The organism is Flavobacterium sp. Root186, from assembly GCF_001428525.1.
Classification (GTDB): Bacteria; Bacteroidota; Bacteroidia; order Flavobacteriales; family Flavobacteriaceae; genus Flavobacterium.
The window spans coordinates 850,307-867,630 of sequence record NZ_LMHW01000010.1 but is presented as its reverse complement, the minus strand read 5'-3'; the positions used below and the strand labels follow the sequence as shown (position 1 = coordinate 867,630).

Annotated in this window: 16 protein-coding genes; 9 read left to right on the top strand and 7 right to left on the bottom strand. The window is 31.4% G+C overall.

Translation table 11 applies throughout. The annotated features are described in order from the left end of the window. Positions 1 to 54: 54 nt before the first annotated feature. From ASD98_RS24005 to ASD98_RS07620, 6 genes are all read right to left on the bottom strand, one after another. Positions 55 to 228 (bottom strand): hypothetical protein, encoded by a 174-nt coding sequence (locus tag ASD98_RS24005; protein ID WP_157849145.1) that lies wholly within the window; start codon positions 226 to 228, stop codon positions 55 to 57. 78 nt (positions 229 to 306) lie between these two features. Next, on the bottom strand, positions 307 to 444 hold the full coding sequence (locus ASD98_RS24000; RefSeq protein ID WP_157849144.1) for a hypothetical protein: 138 nt from the start codon (positions 442 to 444) through the stop codon (positions 307 to 309). A gap of 87 nt (positions 445 to 531) precedes the next feature. Further along, positions 532 to 669: a hypothetical protein gene (locus ASD98_RS23995; RefSeq protein ID WP_157849143.1), complete on the bottom strand. Its 138-nt coding sequence runs from the start codon at positions 667 to 669 to the stop codon at positions 532 to 534. A 93-nt stretch (positions 670 to 762) separates the two neighbouring features. Continuing rightward, on the bottom strand, positions 763 to 900 hold the full coding sequence (locus tag ASD98_RS23990; RefSeq protein WP_157849142.1) for a hypothetical protein: 138 nt from the start codon (positions 898 to 900) through the stop codon (positions 763 to 765). An 89-nt stretch (positions 901 to 989) separates the two neighbouring features. Further along, on the bottom strand, positions 990 to 1,127 hold the full coding sequence (locus tag ASD98_RS23985; protein WP_157849141.1) for a hypothetical protein: 138 nt from the start codon (positions 1,125 to 1,127) through the stop codon (positions 990 to 992). 113 nt (positions 1,128 to 1,240) lie between these two features. Further along, positions 1,241 to 3,631 (bottom strand): TonB-dependent receptor, encoded by a 2,391-nt coding sequence (locus ASD98_RS07620; protein WP_056202279.1) that lies wholly within the window; start codon positions 3,629 to 3,631, stop codon positions 1,241 to 1,243. A gap of 273 nt (positions 3,632 to 3,904) precedes the next feature. On the opposite strand from ASD98_RS07620, the gene ASD98_RS07615 reads away from it, so the two are divergent. The 5 genes from ASD98_RS07615 to ASD98_RS07600 all read left to right on the top strand — a co-directional run bounded on the left by ASD98_RS07615 (position 3,905) and on the right by ASD98_RS07600 (position 11,245). Further along, positions 3,905 to 6,145: a lantibiotic dehydratase family protein gene (locus tag ASD98_RS07615; protein ID WP_056202276.1), complete on the top strand. Its 2,241-nt coding sequence runs from the start codon at positions 3,905 to 3,907 to the stop codon at positions 6,143 to 6,145. 2 nt (positions 6,146 to 6,147) lie between these two features. Further along, positions 6,148 to 7,011 (top strand): thiopeptide-type bacteriocin biosynthesis protein, encoded by an 864-nt coding sequence (locus tag ASD98_RS07610; RefSeq protein WP_056202274.1) that lies wholly within the window; start codon positions 6,148 to 6,150, stop codon positions 7,009 to 7,011. Next, complete coding sequence (locus tag ASD98_RS07605; RefSeq protein ID WP_056202271.1) at positions 7,008 to 8,714, top strand: AraC family transcriptional regulator; 1,707 nt, start codon at positions 7,008 to 7,010, stop codon at positions 8,712 to 8,714. The genes ASD98_RS07610 and ASD98_RS07605 overlap by 4 nt, the downstream gene beginning before the upstream one ends. A 146-nt stretch (positions 8,715 to 8,860) precedes the next feature. After that, positions 8,861 to 9,025, top strand: coding sequence for a hypothetical protein (locus ASD98_RS23980; protein WP_157849140.1), 165 nt, complete (start codon positions 8,861 to 8,863; stop codon positions 9,023 to 9,025). A 48-nt stretch (positions 9,026 to 9,073) separates the two neighbouring features. Further along, positions 9,074 to 11,245, top strand: a complete 2,172-nt coding sequence (locus ASD98_RS07600; protein WP_056202269.1) for a prolyl oligopeptidase family serine peptidase — start codon at positions 9,074 to 9,076, stop codon at positions 11,243 to 11,245. Between the two features lie 208 nt (positions 11,246 to 11,453). On the opposite strand, the gene ASD98_RS07595 is transcribed toward ASD98_RS07600, so the two are convergent. Further along, positions 11,454 to 11,669 (bottom strand): hypothetical protein, encoded by a 216-nt coding sequence (locus tag ASD98_RS07595; protein ID WP_199866274.1) that lies wholly within the window; start codon positions 11,667 to 11,669, stop codon positions 11,454 to 11,456. Positions 11,670 to 11,999: 330 nt separating this feature from the next. Here ASD98_RS07595 and gndA point away from each other — a divergent pair, with 330 nt between their 5' ends. The 4 genes from gndA to ASD98_RS07575 all read left to right on the top strand — a co-directional run bounded on the left by gndA (position 12,000) and on the right by ASD98_RS07575 (position 17,263). Then, a complete protein-coding gene (gene gndA / locus ASD98_RS07590) occupies positions 12,000 to 13,409 on the top strand; it encodes an NADP-dependent phosphogluconate dehydrogenase (RefSeq protein WP_056202266.1) in 1,410 nt (469 codons plus the stop codon). A gap of 28 nt (positions 13,410 to 13,437) precedes the next feature. Further along, complete coding sequence (gene zwf / locus ASD98_RS07585; RefSeq protein WP_056202262.1) at positions 13,438 to 14,967, top strand: glucose-6-phosphate dehydrogenase; 1,530 nt, start codon at positions 13,438 to 13,440, stop codon at positions 14,965 to 14,967. Further along, on the top strand, positions 14,951 to 15,667 hold the full coding sequence (gene pgl / locus ASD98_RS07580) for a 6-phosphogluconolactonase (protein WP_056202259.1): 717 nt from the start codon (positions 14,951 to 14,953) through the stop codon (positions 15,665 to 15,667). The genes zwf and pgl overlap by 17 nt, the downstream gene beginning before the upstream one ends. A gap of 162 nt (positions 15,668 to 15,829) precedes the next feature. After that, the gene (locus tag ASD98_RS07575; protein WP_056202256.1) at positions 15,830 to 17,263 is read left to right on the top strand and encodes a PLP-dependent aminotransferase family protein; all 1,434 of its coding nucleotides are present in this window, start codon (positions 15,830 to 15,832) and stop codon (positions 17,261 to 17,263) included. Positions 17,264 to 17,324 lie beyond the last annotated feature (61 nt).

Sequence of the window (17,324 nt, the reverse complement as noted above, 5' to 3'; positions counted from 1 at the left end):
TTATAATTATAAGATTCATCAAATTCATTACCCGATTTATTCTTTTTTTATTTCTTAGTCATTGCTAACGCAATCTCCACAAGCGCTGCCGTAATCTTCGCTTACAGAATCACCGCTTTTACAAACAACATCTGTACTGTCGCTTTCCATATACATAGTTCCTCCGCTAATTTCAATCATTAGGTTTTGATTAACTACTTCAAGATTTTTTAGACTTTTTAGTTTCATGTTTTTTATTTTAAGGTTATTGTTAAAATTACTCTCCCACTTTAATGAAGCGGGAGAGTAAAAAATTCATCCGACTAATTAGTCCTGAGAAACAGAATCACCGCTAGTAGAAGCCACATCCCCACTTGTAGATTCTGATGGCACACTACCGCCATTTACTAATTCAGCTGATTCGATGTTGAATACTTCAACACATTTTAAACTTTTAAGTTTCATAATTATTTGTATTAAAGATTAATTAATTATTTTCTAAACACTTCTTTATCGCTCATTTATAAGCTTTAAGGAAGCAGTTATAGAAATTTAGTCATGATGAACAGAGTCACCACTTGTGCATTCTACATCCCCACTTGTAGAATCTGGTGGAATATTTCCTCCAACTACTAAATCAATAATTTCTTCGTTGATTACTTCAACATTTTTTAAGCTTGTAAGTTTCATAATATTTGTATAAAAGGTTATTAATTGTTTTTTTTTTACTGCTTCATTCCATATCTTTTAGTACAGAAGAGGTAGTTTTTTAGACTTTAAAAATTAGTCGTGGTGAACAGAATCATCACTAGTAGAAGTTACATCTCCACTTGTAGAATCTGGTGGTACAGTACCACCATTTACTAATACAACTATTTCTTCGTTGATTACTTCAACATTTTTTAAACTTGTAAGTTTCATAGCTTTTAGTTTATAAGGTTATTAAATTGGCATTTAAGTTACTTCCTCTCTACTATAAGTTTTGAGGAAGTAGTTTTAGACTATGGAAATTAGTCGTGGTGAACAGAATCTCCACTTGTAGAATATACATCTCCACTTGTAGAATCTGGCGGTACAATTCCACCATTTACTAATTCAGCTATTTCTTCGTTGATCACTTCAACATTTTTTAAACTTGTAAGTTTCATAATAAGTTTTATTAAAATAATTAATAGGTGTTTGAATTACTCTTTGCATGCATGCGGGATATTTAAACATTTAGGCCCGTATTTCGAACTACTTTGCTAAATGGAAAAATCAATTAATTGGCTCTGTTTTTTTCTTCTTCATTGCCAAATTTTCTTTGGTTAACATTTATTTTGTTATTTCCAAACTTGTATAAAAGAGACACGGTAAGAGATCGTGCATCATAATAATTTCTGTACTCTTGTCTAATATTATTTACATAACTAATGTATGTTGGCCTTTGACCACTAAAGATATCATTACCAATTATTGACAATTGTAAATCTTTCTTTAGCATTAAGTATTTTGCGCTCATCGATAAGGAGCTCGATGCCGTATTTTTATATATTCCAAATGCTCCCGGAAAGTTATACCAATACGTTACATTGAATAAAAATGTTTGCGGCTTGTTTAGTGTAAAGTCATTATTTGTTGATACAAAAGCATTAAAACCATCATTATTTTGCTCTGTAATAATTAATTTTGACTTTGATTGAAAATAGTTAGCATTAAAAGTCAATATACTATTCCATCCTTTAATTTTATCAAAAGTATAGCTCTCTGAAATTCCGTAATTCTGACTTGACAAAAAGTTCTCAATAAAATAGCGCGTAATATTTGAATTTGAATCAACTATACCAATTTGTTGAAAATTGTTGGTTACACTCGTAACATAAATATTGCTCTCTAATTTTTTATACGAATACGTAAAATCAAAATTATCTGTAAATGAAGGCTGCAGATAAGGATTACCTTCAGCATATACATAAGGGCTGCTATAAATTCTAAAAGGATTTAACTGCTGATAATTAGGCCTTACAATTCTCCTTGTGTAGTTAAAACTAAAAGTATTATTTTCATTTGCATTATACGTTAAATAGAATGTTGGAAATAATTTCGCATAATTCTTTTTATTCGTTTGATTTAGATTTAGCGAAAAACCTTCTGTTTGAGTTGTCTCTAATCTAAGCCCAAATTGTGATTCCCATTTTGATCCTATTTTTTTATTTCCTGATAGGTATAAGGCTTGTATTTGCTCTTTATATTTAAAAGTATTAGTCTGTCCTAAATCTAAAACCGGTTCTCCACTTTCGTTATTATAAAAAATTACATTATTATTAGTTGTAGACGTAGATAACTTTCCGCCAAATTCAAGATTGATGAATTTAGTTGGCATCTCAAAATCAATTTTACCAGAGAAATTTTTTATATTTTGATTGTTTGAATTAGTGGCTGCAAAATAAGTATCCGGTATTATTTGAGAATTAACATCTAACTCATTTCCAAGATAATCTCTATTACTCTTATTAATACTTTCCAGATAATTAATATCTATCGAAACTTTTTTACCAATACTGTCTATAGTAAAAAGATTATGCCAGTTAATAGAATTTAGTTTTGGCTTAGTTATATATTTTGACTTTGAAGATATGTAGTAACTAATTTCCTGACTATCATTATTAGTGATCGTTGTTAATGGTTTTTCATTATTGTTTGATTTTGTATAACTGGTAATATATTGTATCCCAGAAGTCCATTTTTTGCTAATCTCATAGTCTAATCCAAATCGGTCACTTAAAACTTCATCATTAATTTTTCTGGGATTATTTTGATTCCAGGTTTCTGCATCATAGTAAATTGTACTATTATCTGTGCTTAATCTGGTTCCGTTTCTGTAATTAACAGAATTATATAAACTCAATTTATCTTTTTTATAATTAAAACTTCCGCCTATGCTTCCTGTCGCGTATGTTTTTTGAGTGTAAGCTGAATTTAAAGAAGCATTCCATGAATCTTTTTTAGCCTTTTTTAGCCTAATATTAATTATACCGCTGTTTCCAGATGATTCATACTTGGCAGAAGGAGCTGTAATTACCTCAATACTTTTTATATCATTTGCTGGAATTGATTTTAAATAGTTAATCATATCAGTTTCACTAAGCTGAATAAGAATATCATCTACCATAATCTGGAGATTACTTTTTCCTACCAGGGTTATATTTTCATTTTGAATCCTGACATTCGGCGTAACTTTTAAAGCATCCATAGCATCACCAGTACTTCCGGCAATTGAATTTTCGACGTTAAAAATTAATCTGTCAACTTTTCTTTCTATGATCTTCTTTTTAGTCTTTATTACTACTTCTGATAATTTTTCTTTTTTCTCAAATACTTCAATATTTCCAAGATCAATATCATGAGTTATGTTCATCTTTTGTTCCCACAATATATTTCCTACCTGTTTAATTTGTAAAAGATAATTCCCTGCTTCTGCATATAAGGTAAAGTCTCCACTACTGTTGCTCATATCGTTTTTTCTTGCAACTGAATCTTTATCTATTATCAAAATCTCTGCAAGTTCAACGGGGTTGTTTTTAGCATCTATCACTTTACCGGTAACTTTTACCTGTGCAAACAATACTGAACTATAAAACAGTAAAGAAGCAATTACTATTATTCTTATCATTCCAAATTATAAATTAATACCTTTTCTTACGAGTAATTTTCTGAATCCAAAACTAGACCAACAAAGGCACTTAATGCAAATGGTGTATGTCTACATTTATAAATATCGTGGGTTATTTTATAAATTCCGGATAAAAAAAATATTAAAAACTTGTTAATCAACCAATTAATAAATTAATTTTATTTATATATTTCAGTCATATTTTCACATAAAATGACTCAAAAATGTATAATTTTGGCCACTTTTTTAATTGTTCGGCACCTGTTTAATAATATGTCAAAACCAGAAATAGATTTTACTTTTTTTTCTTCGTTTATAATACGTACTCCTGCTTTTCCTATTGATTTTTATAAAAATCTTACAAAAGGATTTTCAATTAAATCTGATACTATTAAGGATTTGGTAAAAGATTCTCAAATTAGTGAAGCTTTGTATTTGGCCTCTCCTGAGTTATTCTCTGAAATTCAAAAATGGTGTGCGCAAGAAAATTATCCGATCCAAAAAGGTGAAAAAATTAAAATTTCTGTATTAAAATATCTAATCCGAATGTCGACCAGATGTACTCCATTTGGGCTTTTTGCGGCCTGTGGTTCTGGTAGATTTACCGATTGTACAAAAATTAATATCGAGAAAAATAGTCCCGATGATATTCTCGCTGGCAAAAAACATCCTTTTTATAGAAGAACCCGTTTAGACATGCAGTTTCTGGCAAATTTATCGACTGAGTGGGGCAAAGATCAAAGTATTCAAAACGAATTACTTTTTTTTCCCAATACGACACTTTATAAATTGGGTGATTTTTATAGATACATAGAATACAGCTTTGAGAAAAACAAACGTAAGTATTCTCTAGAAGCATTAAAAAGAAGTGATTATTTAGACTTAATACTAGAAAAAGCAGTTGCGGGTCTAAGTAAAAATGATTTATCTGCGCATTTAATAAGTGATGAGATTAGTAAAGATGAAGCTCTAGAATTTATTGACGAATTAATTTCTAATCAAATTTTGGTTTCAGAATTAGAACCCATACTTACTGAAAACTCTATTAAACATGAAACAAAAGAGAATAAAAATTCTATCAAAATTGAAACTTTCAATAATGAAATTAACAATAAACTGCTAAAAATTGATACTGAATTAGGGAACCAAATCACTGCTTACGAAGCAATAATGGAAACCTTGCAGAAAGAAGAAATTTCTTTTGATAAAAAGTATCTTTTTCAAACTGATTTATTTCTTGATTCTAATGATTTTCAACTAGATAAGAAATATACAGCTGAATTATACAAAGCAATACATCTTTTAAATAAAATTTCTGAAAAACCTAAACAAACGCCTTTAGAAAACTTTAAAAAATCTTTTCTTGAAAGATATGAGCATGAGGCAGTTCCTTTAGTTAAAGCACTTGATATCGAAACTGGAATTGGATATTTGCAAAATAATATTTTTGACTCTACTCCTATATTAGATAGTATAGAAATCAAACCCAAAACAAATTCTGATAATCAAATAAACTTAAATAAAGCTGAACAAATTGTCTATAACAAATTGCAAAATGCTCTGCATAATAACCAGACGAGTATCAGTTTAAACAATGCTGATTTTAAAGAAACTTTTTCGACACATAACATGCCGGATACATTTTCATGTGTTTTTGAAATCGTCGAAGAAGACGAGAAAGAATGGATTGTAATTCAAAGCATTGGAGGTTCTAGTGCTGCAAATTTATTGGCCAGATTTTGTTATGGAAATTCAGACATAAACAGTTTCGCAAATGAAATTACACAATCTGAATCTGAAAGTATTAGCGATAAAATCATTGCCGAAATAATTCATTTACCAGAGTCAAGAACAGGAAATGTATTAAGAAGGCCAAGTTTTAGAACTTATGAAATTCCTTATTTAGGGCAGTCAAATCTACCAATCTCAAATCAAATAAATGTTGAAGATTTATGGTTATCTATAAAAAACGACCAGTTAGTTTTATGGAGTAAAAAACAGGATAAAGAAGTAATTACAAAACTCACCAACGCTCACAATTACTCCCATAATGCTTTACCTATTTATCAATTTTTATGCGATATGCAGTTTGAAAATCGCAAATCAGCATTAGGATTGAGTAATAAGTTTGAAAAACTTTTTGATTATTTACCAAGAATTACGGTTGGTAATTGCATTATTTCAAAAGCAAAATGGGTTTTTAATAAAAAGAAGCACTCCGGTTTTTTCGAAATATTGACTTCAAAAAATGATTTCAATCCAGAGATAATCCGTTCAGCCTTTCTTTCTATGAAGATGAGAGAAAACCAATATGTTTCATTAATTGATGGTGATAATACATTACTCATTAATCTTACAAATGATACTTGCATTCAAATGCTGGCTGAAACAATAAAAAACAGAACCCAGTTTATTCTGGAAGAATTTTTATTTCCTTCAAATAAAGTAGTTACAGAAAAAACGGGCTGTTATGCCAATCAATTTATTGTAGGTTTAAAAAAAAATAAAGTATAAAAATGAATCAGCAGTTAAAGAGAACTTTTATTCTGGGAGAAGAATGGCTTTATTATAAAATTTATTGTGGAAACTTTTCTGCTGACAGCATTTTAAGTGAAAGTATTTTACCAATTGTGACCAAGCTTCGCAAAAAAAAACTTATTAAGCAATGGTTTTTCATACGTTATAATGATCCTAAAAATCATATAAGGCTTCGCTTTCAAATAAAAGATCCGAAGAATATTCAGAAAATAATCCTTTTAATTCAGGCTCATTTTAGAGAGTTGATCGAAAAAGATTTAGTAAACGATATTGTAACGGCTACTTACAAAAGGGAAATTGAACGATATGGAGAAACAACAATTGAATTGGTTGAAAAATTATTTTACCATCAAAGTAAAAAAACGTTAAAACTTATTTGTAACACAACTACGCAGGATGATGAAATAGCCCGAATATTTGCCTCGTTACAAATGATCGACGATTTATTAGAGTATTTTCAGATTTCTTTAGAAAACCGAATTCGCTTTGTAAAATCAATAGAACAGGCTTTCAAAACTGAACATACTATAGAAAAAGAAAATAATAAAAAATTAGATCAACTGTATCGAACATATAGAAATGAAATAGGATTATATTTACAAGAAAAAAAAGAGCCTTTTTATTTACAAGGATTAATAAAATTATTTAAAACAACCCAAAAAGAGATTACGATAATAAATGATATAATAAATAAGAAACCATCGATTCCTTTAGAAAACATTATTTCTTCTATTATCCATATGAACATTAATCGAATCTTTAGATCAAAACAAAGACAATATGAAATGCTTTGTTATGATTTTATGACCAGATATTATAAAAGTATAGCTGCCAGAAAATGAAAAATATGCCCCTAATTTTTTTACTGTTATTTACAACGGCTTTATTCTCTCAAAAAAAAGAAACTTTTATTATTCCTGATTCGCTAAAAAACACATCTTTTACCGAATTGGAAAAGCGTTATGAAAATTCTTTTCTGAGTAAAAAAAACAAAAAGCTTTATGCTAATGTTTACTATCAAAAATCTAAACTTCAAAATGATAAAATAATACGTGCCAACGGATTATACTTTTTTGCCATAGCAGTAGCCAGCGATACTATTGCAATGCAGTGTTCTGATTCAATTATTATGTTGACCAAAAATGTCGATGATTTTAATTATCCTGCAAGAGGCTATATCTTAAAAAGCAGTTTTTTAATGAAAAACATGGATTTAAGATCTTCTTTAAATAATGTCATAGAAGCAGAAAAATATTCTTTGAAAAAAGGAAACATTGAACAAAATTTATTGGTAAATCAACAAATTGCTCTAATTAAAATTGAGCTGGGAAAGCCCAAAGAAGCTTTGCCGCTTATAATTAAAAATTACAACTATTTTAAATCTAAAAACCCACATTCTATTGATTATCTATATACTACCTGGATTTTGTCAGATATATATATTCGTTTAAAGAAAATAGATACTGCCCTTTTTTATATTAAAATTTTACAAAATCAAATCCATTCAGATGATCGGTTTTATAAATACTCCATAATGTATGAAGGGATTTGCTATCACTTTAAAAAGCAGTATGCTAAAAGTAACACTCTTTTAGATAAAGCTCTTATAATGCTGGGGTCAGGAAACGATAAATTAAATCTAGCTATTAGTTACTATTATAGAGGAGAAAATATTTTACAAAATGAAAAAAATATAATTAAAGCTCAAAGTTATTTTGAAAAAGCAGATTCTATACTCGTTAAAAGCGGCTCTAATACAGCCGATTTACAAAATAATTGTATTCGCTTAATTGAAATCAGTAAAAAACTAAAAAATAACGAAAAGCAGTTGTATTACTTAAATCGCTTAATTGAGATCGATTCTTATTTAAATAAAAACGGAATTATTTTAGAAGAAAATATCAATAATAATTACGAAAGACCTCATTTATTATTAGAGAAAGAAAAAGTAATTGCAAAAATAAACACAGAAAAACAGCTTTATATTGGTATTGGATTTATCATTTTTATTGGCCTAGGATTTTCTCTGTTTTATTTATCAAAAACAAAAAAACAAAATAAACTTTATGAAAACAGAGTTAATGAATTAGTTCAAATATATAATGAGGAGAATAAAAATCTTGAAATACAAAATTCTGTTTCTGAAACTATTATTGAACCAAAAGAAAATACTGTAAAAACGGTAGACCTTTCAAAAGAGAAAGCAGTTGAAATATTAAAAAAATTAGACGAATTTGAAAAAAACAAAGGTTATCTGGAGGCAAACATAAACCAAATTGATTTTGCAAGAAAACTTGAAACCAATAGTACTTACTTATCTAAAACCATTAATCAGTATAAGAACAAAAATTTCAGTCAATACATAAATGATTTAAGAATAGAACATACTATTACAAGATTAAGTGAAGATAAAAAATTTAGAAATTATTCTATAAAAGCCATATCCGAAGAAGTTGGTTTTAGTAACTCTGAATCTTTTTCAAAAGCCTTCTTGAAAAAAACAGGCTATCAACCCTCCTATTTTATAAAAAACAGCGAAAAATAATTCTAAAAACAACTTTTTTAATCCCATAGTAATTAACCTGTTATAAATATTTAGAGTCGTTATTTATAAATCTCGATAATAATAATTTTTAACTGAAAGCATCAGGCAGTACATTCGCCAAAATTTAATTTTAATATTTAAAAACTATGAAAAAGAAAGAAGTTAAAACTGCGAAGAAATTATCATTAGATAAATTTAAAGTAGCTGAATTTAAAAACATGCGTGCAATTATTGGCGGTGATGCTGCAGACAATGAAGGTAATACAGGAACAATTACACCACCAACAAATTCAGGACAGGTAAGCAATTAAAATTCTTTGAAAGTACAGTAATTGCGGTCAAATATTTAAACGTTTATAATGAAATTATTTTTTTTAATCTGTGCTTTTGTTTTCACAAATATTTTAGCTGCTCAAGAAATCACTTTGACAGAAAAACCATTTACTGACAATTATTATGGCAAAGTCATTAGTGATCCATATCGTTATATGGAAAACCCAAATGACACGTTGGTGCAAAAATGGATCAAACAAAATAGTATAGGAAGCAGAAAACTTTTAGATAATATTTCAGGGAGAAAAGAAATACTTGAAAAATTACTTGAATTAGAAAAAAGAAATTCATTTGATATAACCTTACTTACCATTGCGGCCAACGATTACTCTTTCTACTTAAAGAAATTAAACAGTGATAAAACAGGAAAGCTTTATTATAAAAGCGGGGAGAAAGCAAAAGAAATTTTGCTTTTTGACCCTGCCGATTATAAAAAAGAATCCGGCAGCAATTATTCAATAACTTACTTAAAACCTTCCTGGAACAACAATACAGTTGCAATAGGTTTGTCTAAAAATGGAGAAGAAATTGGCGAAATAGCCTTTCTTAACGTAACCACAAAAACTTTACTTCCAGAAGTAATTACGCATTGCTGGCCAGCTGCATTGGCAGGGATAAAATGGCTTTTGGATGATTCTGGAATCGTTTACATTCATATACCCGTAATTGATACCAAAGACAAGAATTATATATTAAATACGGAATCTGTAATCTATAAATTAGGTGATAATCCAGATAAGCATAAAGTAATATTTTCAAAAAATAATAATCCTGAAATTAAAATCACTGATGCAGATTTTCCTGTAGTATATGATTTTAACTCTAATGATAAATATATAACAGGCAGTTTAAGCGGCGCAACAACCTATGAAGATTATTATTACGCCAATATTGAAGAATTAAACAATCAAAAAATAAACTGGAAACCTTTATATAAAAAGGAAGACGGACTCTTAAATCCAAAATTAATTAATGACAATTTATACTGCGTTTCATCAAAAGACACCCCAAACTTTAAGATTATCAAAACCAGTATTACCAATCCTGATTTTGATAATCCAGAAGTTGTCGTAGCTGAAAATCAAATAGAATCTATTGATGATTATGTTATAAATAAAGAAGGTTTATTTTACTCTACTACTAAAAATGGAGTTGAAGCCAAACTTTATCAGAAAAAAGGCAATGCAATAAAACAAATACAACTACCAATAAAAGCAGGTGCTGTTTCCATACAAAATAAAAATAGTGGTAATCCTGGCTTATGGGTAAGCATTAACGGATGGCTAAATTCTAAATCCCGATACAGCTATGATGCTGCAAAAGATAATTTTACCGAAGCAAATGTTACAGCACCAATTCTTTATCCGGAGTTTGAAGATTTTGTTGTAGAAGAGATTGAAATTCCATCACATGATGGTGTTATGGTTCCAGTATCATTAATTTACAAAAAAGGGCTTAAGAAAGACAAAATGAACAATATTCTTATTGATGGATATGGATCATTTGGGATTTCGATGAAACCAAGGTTTAGAACCTTTTATTTATCCTGGGTTTTAAACGGCGGTGTATTTGTAGAAGCACACGTAAGAGGCGGAAGCGAAAAAGGTGATGACTGGTATAAAAGCGGATACAAATCTACAAAACCCAATACCTGGAAAGATTTGATTGCTGCGGCAGAATATTTAATTAAGGAAAAAATCACTTCAAAGGAGCGAATTGCCATAACCAGCGGCAGCGCCGGAGGCATTTTAGTAGGCAGAGCCATAACAGAAAGACCCGACCTATTTCGAGTAATGATTTGTAAAAATGGGGAATTAAATACAGCAAGACTTAAAGAAACTCCTAATGGACCAAATTGCATGAAAGAATTTGGCAATCCGGAAATAAAAGAAGAACTTGAAGCTCTTATTGAAATGGATTCCTACCTGCATATAAAAAAAGGAGTTAAATATCCGGCATGCCTCATCACTACCGGCATGAACGATGCTCGTGTAGCACCTTGGATTTCAGGTAAGTTTGCTGCAAGATTAAAAGCCTCAACTGCATCAAAAAATCCTATCATTTTTGCAGTAAATTATAATACCGGTCATGGATTAGACAACTCAAATCTCGAGTTATACAATGACTTTGCAGATCAATTTGCCTTTGCATTTTGGCAAATGGGAAATCCAAAATTTAAATTAAAAGATTTAGATTAAAGTAATTATGCACTTTTGAATAATATTAAATTCAAAACAAAGCATTCAATTTAAATCACATCAACACCACAAAATCCTGAAAACAAAAGTTTTTCGGACTTTTTTATTTCCATTTTATATCAATTTCTATAGGATTTATTTTTAATTTAGAATCATCTAAAAATCAACAAATTAATTTCGAAATTAAGATAAAAATCAGATGCAGATTTTACCTTCCGCTTGGTGAAGCATTGGGCGGAAACAAACAGGCATCCTCAGTATATATGGTGAGAATCGATCCGTCGTTTTTGTTAGCGAGATCTGCATAAATTGCATTACTGGCTTCTATAATCTTTCTGACATTTTTCAATTCAGAATTTGAGGTTTGTGCATTGCACCAAAAGGTAAGCAGCAATAATCCGTTTAAAATAAGTGTTCTTTTCATCTTAAATAATTTTTTCTCAAAGTAATTCATTCCTTTGAGCGGAAAATTGTAAAATAACGAACAACTTTTGTTTTGATTTTCAAATGGGTTTAAAATTCAAAATAAGTTTAATTTCCACACTTAAAAAAGTATCACAATATACCCTAAAAGTGAACTATTTTACTCCTAATGTTTCATCATTTTTCTCTAACTTAGCGGTCTACATTTTAAAATGTAAGATTAAAATAAACTTTGTTTTTCTGCAAAACATTGATTGAAAAAGAATTACCATACTTTCTCTTACTTTTTGCTGCAAAAACATTCTTCTAATAATTTAGTTAATTAAAAACTATGAGCAAATTTGATTTTGGAATTGTAGGACTCGGCGTAATGGGTCGTAACCTACTTTTAAATATTGCAAGCCACAACTTTGCGGCTGCAGGTTTAGACTTAGACACCGAAAAAGTCAACTCACTTCAACAAGAAGCCGATTCTGATCATACAATTGAAGCGACTACAGATGTGAAACATTTTGTAGAGCTTATTCAACAGCCAAGAGCCATTATGTTATTGGTTCCTGCGGGAAAACCAGTTGACAGCGCAATTGCAAGTTTATTACCTCATTTAGATAAAGGGGATATTATAATCGACGGCGGAAATACTTTTTTTACTGATACGGACAGAAGATTTTTAGAATTATCTGAAAAAGGAATCCACTTCTTCGGAATGGGAATTTCAGGCGGAGAAAAAGGAGCTCGTTTCGGACCTGCTATGATGCCGGGAGGTGACCAGAAAGCATACGAAAGACTTCGCCCTATTTTTGAGGCGATTGCAGCAAAAGTAGACGGTGAACCTTGTGTAGAATATCTTGGAAATGGTTCTGCGGGTAACTATGTAAAAATGGTTCACAACGGAATTGAATATGGAATCATGCAGTTGATCTCTGAAATTTATGACCTTATGAAAAGAGGTTATAATCTGGATGACGAAACGATTCAGAAAACTTTTGAAGAATGGAATCAAACAGATGATCTTAGATCTTATTTGATCGAAATTACCGGAAAAATTCTAAAACAAAAGGATGAAGACGGAAGTCTTTTAATCAATAAAATTTCAGATTGGGCAAAATCGAAAGGAACAGGAAAATGGACTTCGCAAAACGCAATGGATTTGCAGGTTCCGGTTCCAACTATCGACGCTGCGGTTAACATGCGCGATATGTCTAAAACCAAACCTGAAAGAATTGAAGCGGCTAAAAAATTAGTTTGGAACGCGGCAGAAAGTAATGTAAATACAAACGAAGCAATTGCGGCATTAAAATCGGCATTGTACCTTTCTATTGTGGTGACTTATGCTCAAGGATTAGCCCAGCTTCACACAGCTTCTAAAGAATATAATTACGGATTAAATCTGGAAACTGTTGCCAAAATATGGCGTGGCGGCTGTATTATTCGTGCTACTATTTTAGAAGATTTCAGAAAAGCATTTGTGGCAAAATCAGATTTGCCAAATATACTTTTGGATGCTGGAATCGCTTCAAAATTAACAGAGAATCAAGCAGGAATGAGAACTGCTGTTCAGTTTGCTGTTCAAAAAGGATTACCTGTAGCGGGATTGATGAATTCATTAGCTTATTTTGATGCTTACAGATCTGCAAATCTGCCAACAAATTTAATTCAGGCGCAGCGTGATTTCTTCGGGGCGCATACTTACGAACGTATCGACAAAGAAGGCGTTTTCCACACACAATGGTCTGAATAAGCAACTTAAAGCAACACAACTACACACAATGACTAAAAATAAACTTAAGAATCCAACAATCATCGTTATTTTTGGAGGAACCGGAGATTTAGCAAAGAGAAAGCTCTTTCCCGCTTTTCAAAATCTGTACCTTGACGGACGTATGTCTGAAAAGTTTCAGATTATTGCTCTTGGAAGAGCAGAAAAAACCAATGAAGATTTTCGCAGTTATGTTTTAGAAAACCTAAATGCTTTTTCAAGAAAAAAAGGAATTTCTGATCCTGAAACTGAAAAATTTCTTTCACACATTACTTATCATAGTCTTGATATTGATAAAGAAGAATCCTATATCGGGTTAAACGAAAAAATTAACAATTTTGATCTGGCTTTTGGTGAACGTGCTAATCGTCTTTTCTATCTTTCGATTACACCTTCTTTTATTTCAACAATTTCAAGCAATATCAAAAAGATTGGACTTGCGGCAAATCCGAAACAAGATCGTATTATTATCGAAAAACCTTTTGGTTACGATAAAGCCTCTGCGATTGAATTGAACGAAATGCTTTCTGAGACTTTCAAAGAAGAACAGATTTACAGAATTGATCATTATTTAGGTAAAGAAACGGTTCAGAATATTTTGGCATTCCGTTTTGGAAATTCAATGTTTGAACCTTTATGGAGTCGTAATTTTATTGATTTTGTTCAGATTACCGTTGCAGAAGAAGTGGGCGTTGAAGAACGAGGCGGATTCTACGAAGGTGTTGGAGCTTTAAAAGATATGATTCAGAACCATTTGCTTCAGATTTTATGTATGACCGCTATGGAAGCGCCTGCTTCATTAAATGCTGATGACATTCGTAATCGTAAAGCTGATGTTTTAAAATCGATTCGCCGTATCAAACCAGAAGAAGTAGATCATTATATTGTAAGAGGTCAATATGGTGCAGGTGAAATAAAAGGAACTCCGGTTCCTGGATATCGTGAGGATAAAGGAATTGCTCCGGATTCTAATACAGAAACTTATGTGGCAATGAAAATTTATCTGGACAACTGGAGATGGCAGGGAATTCCGTTTTATCTGCGTTCCGGAAAAAGAATGGAAGAAAAACAATCTTCTATTATTATCCAGTTCAAACCAGTACCGCACTCTGCCTTTTCATATGGTAAAGAAGGAATGACACCAAACCGATTGATTATCAATATTCAGCCTGCAATGGACATTAAACTGCAGTTTATGACCAAAAAACCTGGGCTTTCGCTTTCGTTAAGACCTGCAGAAATGGTATTTGACTATTTCTCTTGTTCTACAATGTCGCCAGAAGCTTATGAAACATTGATTGCAGATGCTTTAGCAGGAGATCCTACTTTATTTATGCGCTGGGATCAGGTGGAAGAAGCCTGGGACGCTATTGATACAATTCAACAAGTATGGAAAACTACTGCACCAATTGGTTTTCCTAATTACAAAGCAGGAAGCTGGGGGCCTGAAGAAGCTGACGAATTGTTAGCCCGTCAAGGACATAAATGGATTCCGAATACACAAACAAAAGAAGAAGTTTTAAATGATACAGATTTATAATACTACAGAAGAAATTAATACGAAAGCCGCAGATCTTTTTGCAGCATCTGCACAGAAAGCTATTGCCGAAAAAGGCAAATTTACTGCTGTACTTACCGGAGGTTCTTCTCCTGCAGGAATTTACAAGTTACTAGCTTCTGATGCTTACAAAACAAAAATAGACTGGAGTAAAGTTTTTATTTTTTGGGGCGACGAACGCTGGGTTCCGTTAAATGATGATTTGAGTAATGCAAAAATGTCTTATGCAACATTATTAAGCCACGTTCCTATTCCGGCAGAAAATATTTTTGAAATGTATAAAGACGGTGTAACGCCAGAAGATTTTGCTGTTACTTACGAGCAGTCTATTAGAACTGTTTTAGGCGATGAAGGAAAATTTGACCTTATCTTATTAGGAATGGGAGACGACGGACATACGGCTTCTCTTTTTCCTCGTGAAGCGGTTTTAGACGAACAAAATAAATGGGTTACAGCTTATTATTTAGCACCACAAAGTATGCACCGCATTACGCTGACTGCGCCATTAATCAATAAAGCCGAAAAGATTATTGTAGTGGCTTTTGGAGAGAAAAAAGCGCATGCTTTAAAAGAAGTAACAACAGGAGTATACAATCCAACGACTTACCCAATGCAGTTGATTAAACCTCTTTCCGGAGAATTATTATTTCTTGTAGATAAAGGTGCTGCGGGGACTAATTAGGAAATTTGTCCTATAACATATCAAAAGGCCTGTAAACATTACGTTTACAGGTCTTTTTTTATATTAAAACAGAAACAAAATCAATCTGATTATCTTAATATTCATTTTATTAACTTTGACAGATTTATTTTTTGTAAATTTTACTGTAACAGATTTAATCTTATGAAAGAGCCAGCTTATCTCACATTTGCAAATAGAATCGCTAAAATGATTGATGATGGAATATTTAAATCCGGAGAGAAACTGCCATCGTTAAGAAGTCTGCACAAAAAAAAGGGATTAAGTATAGGAACTATTCTGCAAGCCTTTAATCATTTGATAGATAAAGGACTGATAGTATCCAAAGAAAAATCAGGCTACTTTGTAAATGACCGTCTTTTTGAAACATTTCCTTTGCCAAAAGCATTACCAGTTTCATTATCAGAAAGAAGTGTTCATATCGATCAATTATTGCAAAAATTAGCCTTTGAAAGCCCAAATAAAACTTTCGTGTCATTTGCCACTGCAATTCCAGATAATAGATTATTGCCTTTTAATGGTATCAAACGAGCAATTCAACAAACATCAAGAGATATTAGCGGCAGTTATCTGGGACTTGAAACTCGAAATGGCAACAAAAACCTTCGGGAAGAAATAGCTAAAAGATCCTTGATTTGGAAAGGTTTAATTCATGCTGATGAAATAATCATTACTAATGGCACCTTAGAAGCTATTTTATGCTGCTTAGAAGCAGTTACTAAACCTGACGACACTGTTTTAGTACAAGATCCCTGTTATTATGGTGTGATGCAAGTCCTCGAATGTTTGGATTTGAAAGTTGTAACCATACCCTCATATCCTGCAACAGGCATATTAGTAGATGATGTTAAAGAAGCTTTTGAGAAACGTTCCATTAAAGCCTGCATTATAGTCAGCAATTTTAATAATCCTGATGGGGCAAGTGTTAGTACAGAAGGAAAAAAGCAACTGGCTGAATTAGCAAATAAACTTCAAATTCCTATAATCGAAGATGATATTTATGGCGAATTATTTTTTAAAGGCAGCAGACCAGACACCATAAAATGTTATGATACTAATGGATGGGTAATGTATTGCAGTTCTTTTACCAAAACACTTATTCCCGGTTTTCGTATTGGCTGGTGTGCAGCTGGAAGATTTGCAGATCAGGTCGCACGCATTAAATCAATGCACAATCATTCTACTTCAACTTTTAATCAAAAAGTGGTGTTGCAATTAGTAAATTCAGGAGTTTTCGAAAAACATCTGCAAAAATTCAGACTGGAGTTACATAAAAATCTAAATCGTACCATTGCTATTATTGAACAATACTTTCCCGAAGGAACCCGAATAACCAGACCCAGCGGCGGTTTAGTCATTTGGATTGAGTTAGCAGAAAATATCAATACTTCTAATTTTCAGGAAAAAGCCCATGAACACAACTTATCCTTTGCACCGGGTGAAATATTTTCATCAAAAGGAGACTACCAAAACTACATTCGGGTGAATTATTGCCGTTTATGGGAGAAAAAAGTTGAAGATGCTCTTATCAAATTAGGAAAACTGCTTAAAGAAGAACTGAAACATCCCACAAATTAATTGTTTTACTTTAGCTCAAAGTCTTCCACATACATTGTTTTTTCTTATTCTGTTACATAAA

Excerpts from the sequence above, each read along its gene's own strand:
- ASD98_RS24005 (WP_157849145.1), bottom strand. The coding sequence starts at position 228 with ATGAAACTAAAAAGTCTAAAAAATCTTGAAGTAGTTAATCAAAACCTA.
- ASD98_RS24000 (WP_157849144.1), bottom strand. The coding sequence starts at position 444 with ATGAAACTTAAAAGTTTAAAATGTGTTGAAGTATTCAACATCGAATCA.
- ASD98_RS23995 (WP_157849143.1), bottom strand. The coding sequence starts at position 669 with ATGAAACTTACAAGCTTAAAAAATGTTGAAGTAATCAACGAAGAAATT.
- ASD98_RS23990 (WP_157849142.1), bottom strand. The coding sequence starts at position 900 with ATGAAACTTACAAGTTTAAAAAATGTTGAAGTAATCAACGAAGAAATA.
- ASD98_RS23985 (WP_157849141.1), bottom strand. The coding sequence starts at position 1,127 with ATGAAACTTACAAGTTTAAAAAATGTTGAAGTGATCAACGAAGAAATA.
- ASD98_RS07620 (WP_056202279.1), bottom strand. The coding sequence starts at position 3,631 with ATGATAAGAATAATAGTAATTGCTTCTTTACTGTTTTATAGTTCAGTA.
- ASD98_RS07615 (WP_056202276.1), top strand. The coding sequence starts at position 3,905 with ATGTCAAAACCAGAAATAGATTTTACTTTTTTTTCTTCGTTTATAATA.
- ASD98_RS07610 (WP_056202274.1), top strand. The coding sequence starts at position 6,148 with ATGAATCAGCAGTTAAAGAGAACTTTTATTCTGGGAGAAGAATGGCTT.
- ASD98_RS07605 (WP_056202271.1), top strand. The coding sequence starts at position 7,008 with ATGAAAAATATGCCCCTAATTTTTTTACTGTTATTTACAACGGCTTTA.
- ASD98_RS23980 (WP_157849140.1), top strand. The coding sequence starts at position 8,861 with ATGAAAAAGAAAGAAGTTAAAACTGCGAAGAAATTATCATTAGATAAA.
- ASD98_RS07600 (WP_056202269.1), top strand. The coding sequence starts at position 9,074 with ATGAAATTATTTTTTTTAATCTGTGCTTTTGTTTTCACAAATATTTTA.
- ASD98_RS07595 (WP_199866274.1), bottom strand. The coding sequence starts at position 11,669 with ATGAAAAGAACACTTATTTTAAACGGATTATTGCTGCTTACCTTTTGG.
- gndA (WP_056202266.1), top strand. The coding sequence starts at position 12,000 with ATGAGCAAATTTGATTTTGGAATTGTAGGACTCGGCGTAATGGGTCGT.
- zwf (WP_056202262.1), top strand. The coding sequence starts at position 13,438 with ATGACTAAAAATAAACTTAAGAATCCAACAATCATCGTTATTTTTGGA.
- pgl (WP_056202259.1), top strand. The coding sequence starts at position 14,951 with ATGATACAGATTTATAATACTACAGAAGAAATTAATACGAAAGCCGCA.
- ASD98_RS07575 (WP_056202256.1), top strand. The coding sequence starts at position 15,830 with ATGAAAGAGCCAGCTTATCTCACATTTGCAAATAGAATCGCTAAAATG.